This window comes from Pseudoalteromonas sp. AWH4_217 (assembly GCF_056161105.1).
Map to the genome: position 1 here is coordinate 80,803 of NZ_JBSWYM010000004.1, position 12,126 is coordinate 92,928.

At 45.9% G+C, this 12,126-nt stretch carries 11 protein-coding genes; 2 read left to right on the forward strand and 9 right to left on the reverse strand.

All coding sequences use genetic code 11. The annotated features are described in order from the left end of the window. Window positions 1–66: 66 nt before the first annotated feature. Both ACXAH1_RS05575 and ACXAH1_RS05580 read right to left on the reverse strand, forming a co-directional pair. Entirely contained in the window at window positions 67–2,280 is a 2,214-nt protein-coding gene (locus tag ACXAH1_RS05575; RefSeq protein ID WP_475194588.1) for a hypothetical protein, read from the reverse strand. Window positions 2,281–2,338: 58 nt separating this feature from the next. Further along, window positions 2,339–2,695, reverse strand: coding sequence for a PHD finger domain-containing protein (locus ACXAH1_RS05580; RefSeq protein WP_475194591.1), 357 nt, complete (start codon window positions 2,693–2,695; stop codon window positions 2,339–2,341). Window positions 2,696–3,187: 492 nt separating this feature from the next. Here ACXAH1_RS05580 and ACXAH1_RS05585 point away from each other — a divergent pair, with 492 nt between their 5' ends. Next, window positions 3,188–3,322, forward strand: a complete 135-nt coding sequence (locus tag ACXAH1_RS05585) for a hypothetical protein (RefSeq protein WP_475194593.1) — start codon at window positions 3,188–3,190, stop codon at window positions 3,320–3,322. 94 nt (window positions 3,323–3,416) lie between these two features. Here the strand turns inward: ACXAH1_RS05585 and ACXAH1_RS05590 are convergent, their stop codons facing one another. From ACXAH1_RS05590 to ACXAH1_RS05600, 3 genes are all read right to left on the reverse strand, one after another. Next, a complete protein-coding gene (locus ACXAH1_RS05590; protein WP_475194596.1) occupies window positions 3,417–4,058 on the reverse strand; it encodes an Nmad2 family putative nucleotide modification protein in 642 nt (213 codons plus the stop codon). Between the two features lie 151 nt (window positions 4,059–4,209). Beyond that, the gene (locus tag ACXAH1_RS05595) at window positions 4,210–5,253 is read right to left on the reverse strand and encodes a type III polyketide synthase (RefSeq protein WP_475194598.1); all 1,044 of its coding nucleotides are present in this window, start codon (window positions 5,251–5,253) and stop codon (window positions 4,210–4,212) included. Window positions 5,254–5,657: 404 nt separating this feature from the next. After that, complete coding sequence (locus ACXAH1_RS05600; RefSeq protein ID WP_475194600.1) at window positions 5,658–7,892, reverse strand: hypothetical protein; 2,235 nt, start codon at window positions 7,890–7,892, stop codon at window positions 5,658–5,660. 384 nt (window positions 7,893–8,276) lie between these two features. Here ACXAH1_RS05600 and ACXAH1_RS05605 point away from each other — a divergent pair, with 384 nt between their 5' ends. Further along, window positions 8,277–8,462 (forward strand): hypothetical protein, encoded by a 186-nt coding sequence (locus ACXAH1_RS05605; RefSeq protein ID WP_475194602.1) that lies wholly within the window; start codon window positions 8,277–8,279, stop codon window positions 8,460–8,462. Between the two features lie 85 nt (window positions 8,463–8,547). On the opposite strand, the gene ACXAH1_RS05610 is transcribed toward ACXAH1_RS05605, so the two are convergent. From ACXAH1_RS05610 to ACXAH1_RS05625, 4 genes are all read right to left on the reverse strand, one after another. Beyond that, window positions 8,548–9,810 (reverse strand): S41 family peptidase, encoded by a 1,263-nt coding sequence (locus tag ACXAH1_RS05610; protein WP_475194604.1) that lies wholly within the window; start codon window positions 9,808–9,810, stop codon window positions 8,548–8,550. Beyond that, on the reverse strand, window positions 9,807–10,757 hold the full coding sequence (locus ACXAH1_RS05615) for a GlxA family transcriptional regulator (protein ID WP_253049620.1): 951 nt from the start codon (window positions 10,755–10,757) through the stop codon (window positions 9,807–9,809). The genes ACXAH1_RS05610 and ACXAH1_RS05615 overlap by 4 nt, the downstream gene beginning before the upstream one ends. A 135-nt stretch (window positions 10,758–10,892) precedes the next feature. Further along, window positions 10,893–11,639 (reverse strand): substrate-binding periplasmic protein, encoded by a 747-nt coding sequence (locus ACXAH1_RS05620; protein WP_253049618.1) that lies wholly within the window; start codon window positions 11,637–11,639, stop codon window positions 10,893–10,895. Window positions 11,640–11,812: 173 nt separating this feature from the next. Continuing rightward, window positions 11,813–12,031, reverse strand: coding sequence for a hypothetical protein (locus ACXAH1_RS05625; protein ID WP_475194611.1), 219 nt, complete (start codon window positions 12,029–12,031; stop codon window positions 11,813–11,815). Window positions 12,032–12,126 lie beyond the last annotated feature (95 nt).

The window sequence follows — 12,126 nt, forward strand, 5'->3', positions numbered from 1 at the left end:
ACAGGTATAGTGGTCAGGTCCTTCTGACCACTATAAGAAGCTTATGAAGTTTAAGGGCTGGTGCGACTAGATTACACTTGTAACCTCCTCTGCAAGCCCTATGTATTGTTTCGGGATAGACTTCTGCGTGTATGGTGTCTCTGGCGTCCAACCCGATGGCCAGCTGTTGCTGACAGTCCAGGCATTCAATCTTTGCAGGCGAGTCTGCAATTGTTCCAGGTTCTCCCGCAAACTATCGCAGGACGCTACATTGGTACTGACCGACATGCCATACCAGGCAGACTCCTTACCGCCGTTAATACCAATGGCAGCAGAAAATGGGATTGGATAGCAAATGACCTTATCCTCCAGCCCAGTCAGCACTTTACGCTTCGTATTTAACTCAAATCTAAGATATTTGGCCTTCCCCGGTTTTGAAAACACCACTTCATCATCATAGATAGAACTCATTGCACCCTGTTCTGGTCCAAATAGCCATACATCGCCTTCCATTGTGATAAGGGGCAGTAAGGAATAGGACCGGCTGAATTTCCAGTAATCATTGTCTTTAGCTCGAAACGTACAAGTGTCTAAATAGTAGGCCTGACGCTTATCGGAGCCCCCAGGTACCTTTTTAAAACTCACAGATTTATCGTCTTTGAGTAGGCCCAGACCCAGCTCACAGTCCCTCAGGAATCCATTGTCATTCCAGGTTTTATAGATTTTTCGGGCTTCTTCCCCTAACCCCTCAACAATCGAGCTAATATTCGCGTTAGGAAATTGTAGCTCCCCTGCCCCATGGGCAAATGCGTTGGCTATGTCTGACGTTCTGACTTTATCAGTCAGATTAGTGATCCCCGAATTATGCGCAATAGTATAGATTTTGTTCAGCGCTTGAAAATCCTGAAGCATTACCCGAATTTTCAAAGAACTTATGTCGTCTACATTTTTTACGTTGTTATCAAAACCGCGCGCCAGCCAGGGGAAAATATCTGACCAGCTTGAGATCCACACGCCCAGAGGGACACACCCTTCCGGGGTCGCAGGCGCACCTGACGGCACTGGTTCAGCAGCTTGTGACACAGCTGAAGCTACCATTCCTGCCCTACTCTGAAGACGCGCTTTTTCAACATAGGTATCCAGCTGACTACCCTGTTCCAACGTATCAATACTGTTCTCTTTAACCTGTTCAATGGTTTGAGTTAATCCAGATACATCCGCTTTTTTATTAGCATCTTTCATAAACTGCTCAAGCGTTAAACTTGTGTTTTGTCGTTTAGCCTCATCATAGGCAGAAGCCGTAGCCAGTGCCTCAAGCCCTTTTAAGTCCTTTATTTTTCCCACGCGACTGGCCACACTCTCACTTACCAGAGGTTTTTCAAATGGGGGGATCTTAGGTGTATCTTTGATAGACAAGCTAGGAGCTTTGGCCATGACCTCCACATCCGCCAGCTCCTTGTAACTTTTGCCTGCAAGTTCATTAAACCAAGTGTCAATAGCCGTTTCTAACTTAGAGCCACTACAAAACGATTTACACGTTACTTTGACCTTGGCATCACTGCTGGAGTTACTTCCGGCATAGGTCGTTTTGACATTGACATTAACAGGGTTGAATGCCCCAGAATAAGAAAAGCTGGCTTCACCACCGTATTGCCATGAGCTGTCTTCGGTTTCAGACTCCATCTTCATTTGCACCGAGCCACAAGCACCCCAAAGCACCCCAACGACCAGGCCATCGCCAAATCCACTATTGAACTCGTTGCAGGCGTGGATCCACTCATTGATGCTTGCAGTGAGCACGGGATACTTTGCAGCATCATTCAACGCAGTCTGAATATCAACATCAAGCCGGCCAGCCTCAGCCATTACCTCGTTGTATGCATCAAGTGCCTTAATACAGGCTGCATTTGCACTACTATTTAAGCTTTCAAGAAAGCTACCTACAGTGAGGTTTTCAAAATCAATATATTCAATACCTGCTTGAGACATTGCATTATAGTTTACTGTAATCGATTTATTAGACTGCGCAGCGGCGTTACCAGCATACGCTGCCAAAGAGGCCTTAAACTGACTTATGCCTGAGACGCCATAAGCGCCAGACATACCAAACGAGCCTTCATTCATGTTACCTTGATATACATAACTACTTTCACCCGACATGAATTTGTCGGATTTTTCCTGCGCTACCATCTGGCTCACATTTTTGTTAAGCACACTGTGTTTAAACTGCGCGGTTGAAGATGAAAACACCTTTGAACCAATAGTGACACCATACAATGGGTTCTGAATGGGAGATTCCATAATTTTATTCCTGTTTAATCGGTAAACTCTGATAGGAACTATCAGCTACGAGGCGAACTCATTCACTTTTTGAGTACAGCTTATAAATAACTTTCTGAACGGTGCCTCCAGATTGCTCCACTTCATAGTCCACTGCATCAGAGGGATCGGGCTTCACCTCATAATGGCTTTTCGTGCTCGAGATCGGGTGGTCAAATGTGAATTTGATGGTGCTATTCTGGTTTTCCATTTGGTACACAACATCTCCCACAGGTCCATACAGCCCAGCGTCTACACTGCTGCATTTCCAGGAACCTGTCGATTCAATTTTAGCGGGTGGGTTTTTAACGAACTTACCGTGCTTTGCATTTTTACTGACATAGTTCAGCGCTACGCCCGTATTGTTTTCGATAGTAAGTGTGACATCTCTGCTCATGAGCAATGACTCCTTCTGATCACTCAGCGTTTTATAACGCTATTAATTGCAAAAAAACAAATAGACTGTATTCAAATCTGAAACATAAAATTAGTACGTCTGAGAAAAGCATTCAATTACAGGCTATTACACCAGAAGTTTTCGGGAGGATGGCAGACTACCAATTGCGACTTGAGTGAACTCTACCCGCCAAGATTGATGTAGAAAACACAACCAACACCCAGTACTGCGATCTATAAAGACAGAATAACGGGCGGACCAGGGCCTCATAATCAGGAGATTGACAAGCCAAACTTCGTCAACCTCCGTTAAATTAGGGGTGCGCGTACCACACTGACAGCCTTGGCTCAGACTAGTCGCGGGCGATTCATCTTCTCAGCTCAGTGCCACACCCCAACGCTCATCTCTGAGGTAAATCCGGGCCCAAATGCAGCAAGCAGGCTGGCATCGCCCCGCCTTGCAGAGTCAAAAGTCCGCTTTAAAACAACAACTATGGACACCCATTGGGTCAGGTGGCAGCCCGACTTCCTGGCTATGTCTGAATACTGTCTGGACTCAAAGGCACACTATCAGTACTATCGCCTTGATGTCTCAAATGATCTTGGCAATTACCCGAGCTTAGGTTAGCTGGAACTGTTTAAGTAACCGAATTTACTCGTGCTGGTAAATTCAGCCAGCACGAGATTTTGGAGCATGGCGCGCACCATTTCCCTCTGCAACCTCACATACAGCTGGGCTTTAAAGCGGCCGTTATATTATTGGAGCAACCTGGTGGTTTCTTATCCGATTTGGAAGGGGTGCATCTTACAATTTTTGCCTTATGAAAAGGCTCTGCAACCACTCCTCTTTTGTAAATACGTATCCAGGTCAGAAAACTCTCTATTAATTGGCTATCTTTAATTCGCCGGTGACCACGGCCTTTTTTTATCACTTCACGCAGATGGTACGGTATTTCTATTGCGTCGCGCCCAAAGTACCAAAACTCTCCACATAACAGTACATTTTCAACCTTTGTATCATGGTCGACATCACTCTCAAAGTGGTGAGCATTCTCTCTTTGACAGCGAGTACCATTCTTTCGGTAGTAGATAGCATCTCCGGTGGGAAAGGAACTGGTAGGACGCTTGTCCCTATATTTTAGTTCAGCGCCATACTCGAAAATATTAACGACCTCAGAAATAATGCCTGCATAAACCAATTGACCATTACCAACTGTTTTTACTGACCCAGTTCCGACAATCATATCGCCAACTTTAGCGCACCTTCGAACAACTGGTTTGCAGTTAGCCAAAGACAGGATCCCATGATAAGGGTTAGGTGCAAACCCATAATCATGGGTCACCACATACGATAGGATATTCACTCATTCTCCTTAATTTTCTTTTTATTTAAATAATTTAAGCTCGATAATTCAATGTGGACTGTCACTATAGTCAAAAAACTAAAAACAAACGGTGTTTGGATGAATATTTTTCAACCAAACACATATACTAGTATCACAGCTTGAGTATCACTCAGTGCCACACCCCAACGCTCATCTCTGAGGTAAATCCGGGCCCAAATGCAGCAAGCAGGCTGGTATCACCGTGTCTTGCAGAGTCAAAAGTCCGCTTTAAAACATCAATGACTGCTACGCTGGAGGTATTACCCGTTTCAGCCAGGCAAGCCCGGGAGCGGGCCACCATATCTGGCTCAAGCGACAAACACCGCACCAGCTCATCGAGAATGCGTTTTCCACCGGTGTGAAAAATCGTACTATCAACCTGGTTGGCATCGCGCGACAGACTGCGTCTGCAGAATGATTGCAGATAAGGTGCAACATGAGGAATGGAGTGCATGACCTGCTTATCCAGAGAAAACTTAAAGCCCTGATGGGTAATATCATATTCGATGTAAGGCAGTGTATCTTTGATGGTAACACTTTGATTATTGGTCAGCTTCAGGCCAGATACCTGACTGTCACCACGCATGACCACAGCGGCAGCACCATCGGCAAACAGTGCATCACTAATAAAGTCCTGTAAGCGGTTGGCTTCTCGATGAAAACACAATGAGGAGGTTTCAACACAGACGATCAGCACATTACTGTTTCTGCGGGTCTGGCAGTATTCAAATGCCCGACCAATCGCCGAGGCCCCTGCCACACAGCCTAGCTGTGCAATCGGGATTTGCTTGGTTTCATTACGCAAACCCAGTCGATTAATCAAATGCGCAGTCAATGAGGGCATCATAAAACCAGTACAAGACGTGGCTATCACCATATCGACGTCCTCCGGCTGAACCCGCGCGTTTGCCATCGCTTCTAATGCAACGGCTTCGGCCATATCAATAGCTGCTTCTTTGTAGCGAGCGGCACGCGCGCCAAAGTCCTCGAGCTTCACGACTTCAGTAAGCGGCAGGATCAGGTGCCGGTTTTTGACCTCAGTATTTTGGATCATTTCAAAGGCCCGTTGCTTATATGGGCTGTCGGGGTGACAAACTTCAATGACTGTCATGATGTCATCAGCATTGACGAGGTGCTCTGGGTAAAAAGTCGCGGGTTTGCATAATGTGGTCATGTTGTATCTCCTTTTGAATTCATACAAAAAGACCCGACTCACCCAAATAAATTTCACAAAAATAAAAAATAAAATTAACAACTGTTTCTTTAAATAATTACTTTTACCATTTTAAATCAGATAATTAAACAGGAACACACAATAAATAACTTTTCGTAGTTAACAAGTAGGTACAATTCTAAATAGTACGAAACGTGCTGATTACAATGAATGATGTTGATCTGACTATTGATTGTCACAAATCCTGTCGTCTTTGTTTAGCAATCGGATTTTTCAATTCTTTGCAATGCCACATACAATAATGACTGGTTTTATCACGCAATACTGCTGCGTCATACACCTAAAAACGAGTACGGCGCCATCAAAAAATAGCGCCGATACTAAGCCACAAGTAAACTAAGTGACTACTTGTGGCCAAACTGAAGGTGGTCAAGCTCCAGATCATTTTCGGTGTTTTCAATAAAGATCCGGTAAATTCCCTGACTGCTCTCAATACCAAAGAAATGATCGTCTTCAACGGTACTGTAGAATGAGTCATCAGCAATTGATACATAACCCGAATCACCTATCATGTTCCCTTGTTCATCGTAGGCTATAAAGCGGGTTAGCCCTTTACCATCAACCCAAACCAGGCCTGCATAATTGGGGAGCTTGCCGAGTGAATTTTTATCAAATGTAAAGCTGACTCCCGCTTGCGTGGACTGGTTAACATAATAACTTCGACAGCCTGTACAGTACCCATCTATCTTTCCATCGTCCGCGTCCACAGAATCAACATACCGAGCAGTATTACGCACCAAACCACGGCTAGCACTCACGCCTGGTACACTAAGGTGACCCGATTCAAATGTCTCCAGATGACTGTAAAGCGCACTCTGAGCATAGGAGTAAAACGGACTGTCACGTTCAAAATCTCGATAAGATAGTGGCTTAATGGTCTGCGGTGCCCCCAGATAACCATATTGCAGATGATCTATCTCCAGGCCATCGATTGTATTTTCAATGTACAGCCTGGCGATGCCTTTGTGCGCAGTCACGCCAAAAAAGTGATCATCTGCAACAGTGCCATAAAATGAATCATCAGCAATAGATACCTGACCAGAATCAGCAATCACATTGCCAAACTCATCATAAGCTTTAAAGCGTGTTTCGCCTTTTCCGTCGGTCCAGACAATTCCGGCATGAGTCGGCAATGTACCTAACTCTGCTTTATTGAAGGTAATCATCAGGCCCAGCTCGGCTGACTGGTCAACATAAAAACTTTTACATGACGAGCACTTGCCATCAACAACCCCATCGTCACCATCAACAGAGTCGACAAAACTAGCTGGTGCACGCACCACTCCGCGTGAAAAGCTCGCTCCTACAGCATCACCCATGCCATGCTCAAATGTTTGCAAATGAAAATACCCAAAAACATCTTTGAGCGCATAAAAAGGGCTATCCTGTTCAAAACTCAAATAAGGGGTTGGACCAACCGGCAAGGCGGGTTGAAGGTTTTGGTAACCAAACTGAACATGATCAATTTCCAGATCATCTTCACTGTTTTCGATATAGATACTGGAAACACCGGTCTCTGAAATCACACCAAAAAATGTATCATCCGCCGTGGTGCCATAAAATGAGTCGTCAGCAATATTAATCAAGCCAGAGTCTGCTATGACAGCGCCTTCGTTGTCATAGGCAATAAAACGCGTTAACCCCGCACCGTCTACCCAAACAACACCCACATGTGTAGGTAAGTGCCCCAGGCTCACAGCGTCAAACGTTATTGTCACACCTTGCTTGTTACTTTGGTTCACATAAAAGCTATGGCAGCTTACACACTGCCCGTCCAGTACACCATCGTCAGCATCTACGGAGTCGACAAAATTGCTTGGCGTACGAACATAGCCATCTGAGAAAATAGCGCCTTTTTCAAGATCTGTGCTGCTTTCAAAATCCAGCAGGTGGAAGTAGTCGAATGCACTCTGTTCGCTATAAAAAGGGCTATCCTGTTCAAAGCTTGCGTAATTCAGAGGCCCAATTGGCTCTTGGCGTTCCTGTAATCTATGGCCAAATTGCAGGTGGTCAAACTCCAGCGCATCAATGGTGCTTTCAATATAGATACGCGCGATACCCTGCTCATAAAAAGTACCAAAATAGTGATCATCTCCAGTGGTTCCATGAAATGAACTGTCCGAAATGTCCTGAGGCTCAGACTGAGCTATCACATTACCAGCTTCGTCGTAGGCAATGAATTTTGTCAGTCCCTTTCCATCGGTCCAGACCAGACCCGCATCTGTAGGTAGTGCACCAAGTGCATCGCGGTCAAACGTAATGTTGACCCCTAACTGGTTCTTCTGAGAGACAAAGTAACCACGGCAACCACCACAGCGACTGTTTATTACGCCGTCGTCACCGTCTACCGAATCCACATATTTCGCAGGTGCACGAATATAACCTTGATCAATTGTAACACCGGGTACTGACACGCTACCTGATTCGAAATCATCGAGGTGGAAATACGATAAATGTGGTATGTGCTTAATTGGGCTATCTTCATCAGACAAGTAACGCTTGATAATCACTTGTTCCGAAGCAAAGGCGCGCAGCGATAGCATCAACAACGCAATCCCAAGAAGTTGAGTTAATTTCATTATTATTCCTTTTATTGAGTAGATACTGACAGCAGAATTCAGATATGCATGTCGGCCAACACTATAAATTGCAATTATATGGATGGCCACTTTTCCCCAATGGTAATCTCATTTTAGTAACTTGTTTTTGATCTACACCACCTCAGGGTTAAGCCCCCTTTAAGCATGCTGTTTCAAAAAACAATGCGATGAAATGCAATCGCAAAATGGTAGAGACCATAGTCGGCGCCAGTCAGCCAACGCCGCACAGCGGTGTCTGGATGCCGCCGCATCAGTAACAGACGGTGCTCTGCCACAATTGCATTTTTCTGTTGCACAATTACCTATTTAAGGTAATTTATTACTGTGCTCAATTGGGTGAGCGCGTCACTTAAAGGAATAATTATGAAACTTAACTTCAAAAAGAAAGCGGTTAAAAACCTGACGCACACGGCAAATCAAATGCCACAGCACGCAACACACCAGGTTGCAGGAGGTGCTTTTCCCGGACTGACAAACCATCACTGCTCTGCACTGGATCTGTGTATGACAACGGATTGTTTCACGCTAGAGTGTAACTTGCCTTTATAAACGTTTGCTTCAACAGTGCCTGTTGGGCGTGTTGAGAACACAAGGCACTGGGCCACTGAACCAATGCCTTGCTTAATCGCAGCTTCTACTCAATCGATACAGACAACGGAGTGTGTGCACTCAATTGTGATAGAAGATGTGTCAACACAGTATCCTTCCCTGTGCGATAGTCCTCCCAGCTCGGTGCTATATGTATGTCCGGATACACGGCATCACTTTGTACGTCTGAAAATGGATAGTACCGTTTCGACAAGCTGAATCGACGCCCCGAGTTTGGCAGCGAGAACACGCTGTTTTCTGAAAACTGATTTGGGTCTCCTCCGGTTGGGGTGCCAACCACTGTCGCATTGAGGATTTGCCTGAACTGCACGGTATTGGTCATGGCAGCAGAAAAGGTTTCTCCATCTGACAACACATAGACTCCCTGCATCCAGTCAATCTGATCCAGAGGTTGCAAACACGCGGACAGCGCCAGGCCCGAGTAGAAATTACCGCCACCATTACCTCTGAAATCTATAATCATGACACGCGAGCCAGCCGCCCTGAGGGTCGCTTGTAAGTCCTCACAGTGTGCTATCACCTGCTCAGGTTCGGGATAGGACCTAAAATCAAAGTAAGCGGCTTTGTGCTGCCTGAACAGGCTCAATGTGATCCCAGGCATGCCAATACTCTGCGCGGTCAGTTCGGGCTCAGTGCGCGAATATGCAGAGCTGAGCTTGCCAAATTCACGCATACTGATGGGCGAAACCGGTACACTGCTCTCCTCTTTCCCTGTGACAAATTTGAACAACGCAGGCTGTTCCTCTTTTACTATCTCAAGCCCCAGCAATAATTTATGTAAAGACAGGTAGTACTCAAAGCTGGCTTTTTCACTGTACTGATTGTCTACACCAGGCAAAGTAGCCGCCAACTGAGTGTACAGCTCAGCCACACTCACCCCATTGATTGAGCTAAGCTGAGCCCCCAGTAAGTTGCGATATGCTGACGTGGTGTCGATAACACGTAAGGTATCGCCAAAAAATTTAAACCGAAATGGAAAGTGCAGATGTGGCCCCGACATCATAAAATAATTGCTGTGTCCGTCGCCTATTGCCCTGCTTATCGTCATTAACCGGGTTTCTACCTGCGCTTGTGTGAGCCCTTGCAGTTGTGTTTTGAGGCGCTCAACTCTGCGGTCAAAGTCCGCTTCTGCCAGAGTATGAAATGGCTGAATGTGTTGCGTTTTAACCTGTTGGGCATAAAAGTCAATGTCTTCCAGCCAGGCCTGTTGCTCTGTCCGGGTGAGCGGTGAAGCGGCGCCATTAAGTGTAAAGCAACCAAATACCAGCGCTATCAGTTTGTATTTCATCGGTTAATTCCTTTTGTATAGTGTGACGGGGATACCCCAAACTGCCTGATAAATGCGCGCCTGAAACTGTCATAGCTGTTAAAGCCAAGCTTGCCCGAAACATGTTGCAGACTGATATTTTCTTCACAGAGCAGGTCACGTGCATGATTCAGTTTCAGGGTCTTAAAGTAGTGGCTGGGTGTACAATTCAGATGCTGCTTAAACAAGCGTGTCAGTTGCCGCTCGCTGAGGTTACAAAACTCAGCCATCCTGGATACCGTGACCGACTGATTAAGTTGTGTGCTTAACCAATCCATTAACGGAGAAAGCTTTAAACTGTCACCAGATTGCAGTGCGAGGGCATCTGAATACTGATGTTGGTTTCCTGATCGTTGCAGATAGACCACTAAATCTTTCGCCACTTGTGCGGCAATACTGTTGCCATGATCCTCTCTCACAATGGCCAGTGCCAGATCAACACCTGACAACACCCCTGCCGACGACCAGACATGCTGGTCCTGTATATACAAAGGGTCAGCAGAAACGGTGCAATGTTGATGTTGCCGGGCCAGATTTTCGCAATAGCGCCAGTGCGTCGTCAGGGTTAATGCCTGATCAGGAAAAAGCTGGGCCAGCACAAACGCGCCGGTACAGATACTAAATACCCGCTCTGCTTTGTCTGCCAGCGCAGACAGAGCTGCCAGTTGTTGGGCGCCAAGCGTTAACGTCCGCATGCCACTGCCACCACAGATGATCAAATCATCCAGGTCGATATCATCGCCCAGCCCAAAATCGGCATGAACCTGCTGACCGTAAGCGGTTCTGACCGGACCCGCTACTATGCTCAGCAGCTTACTCGCATAGGCATTTGGCACGCAGGCGTTTGCCTCCATAAAGGTATCCAGCGGTCCAAATAAGTCCAGGGCCTGAAACCCATCCGCGATAAAATATACTTGTTTTCTGGTCATAGTTTACTCCTTTGATGTACATCATAACCGAACAAGCAGTGTCACTTAAGACACAAAAACGACAAAATAAGACATCGAGAACTGAGTGTCAGTGACAACAACCTGATTATGGCCAAGCGGGGAAGGTAAGAAGGCTTATTGCAGGAATTGATATCGACTAAGTAACTTTTGATAGGCGGGGCTATTTTTGAACTGCACCATCTTAAGATTAAAAGCCTCTTTAAGCTCAGGATCTCTGAATGCAATGCGATAAGGTGATGCGGGAAATAGATAATGCACCGACACGTTGACCATCTGGTCACGACCAAGAATTGCCTTGCTCAGATAGTTAAAAATATTAATATCCATGACAACTACATCGACTTTGCCCTGCAGCAGTAGCTCAACCTGTTTTTTCTGGTCGGGCAGCTCTATGTACAAAGGGCTATTGGCGGTTGCGAGCTGATATTCCATCCCCAGGACCAGCGATGCGTTTTGGAATCCAATTACGGCATAATTCTCAAGTGCACTGATACTGTGCAGCTTTAAGTTACGACTTTTTAAACTAATTGCGGTGTTATGATAGGTAATGTAGGGTTCAGACAAGACCGCCCCCGCCAGATCCATACGTCGGTTCATGGTCAGCGCCGCATCAACTTTGCCGGTTTTCAGCAGCGAATCTGAACGACCGAACGGGACATAAACGAATTGCAGATCATGGCCCAGCGCAGCAAAAATCGCTTTCACCATATCCAGTTCAAAGCCGGTGTCTCCCTGTTCTATAACGTAAGGCGGTTTGGTCCAACCGACTGAAACATCAAGCGTATCCGCCACCGCGGCTTTGCTCAAAGTCAGCCCGGATACCAAGATGCTGCAGATAACAAGACATTGCGATATATTCATATCACCTACCAACTTCCTTCTATAGTTATTATTCTAGAGCCGTTCACACGAGCTGCAATGACAATTTAGGGAAAGATATGATCTTGTGCAATCTGATTTTGCCTTATCCGCCTTAAACATAAACGCCACCGCATGGGCAGTGCGTAGGTTAAATATCACACTGGTTATTTGATTTATGATACCGCGTCACCGTCTTTAGACAGCACCGCTTTCAGACGTTGTGCCAGTGCCTGACGTTTGCTCGCATCATAACTGCAGCTGTGCGGGTCGAGCTGCTCGGCAGCTTCCAGGATTAAAGGTTCCAGTTCGGCCATTTTTTCACTGAGTGCTTTTAACTTAAGCTGAGTTGCTGACCAGTGTTCAGCCTGAATTTTGACGATATCTCCCGACATGCTCACTCCGAATTATTGCCTGTTGTTTTGTACGTTAAGTCACTCATAGTAAACTGCCTATGGTTACTATAACTGTGGCAGATCCACACGGATAT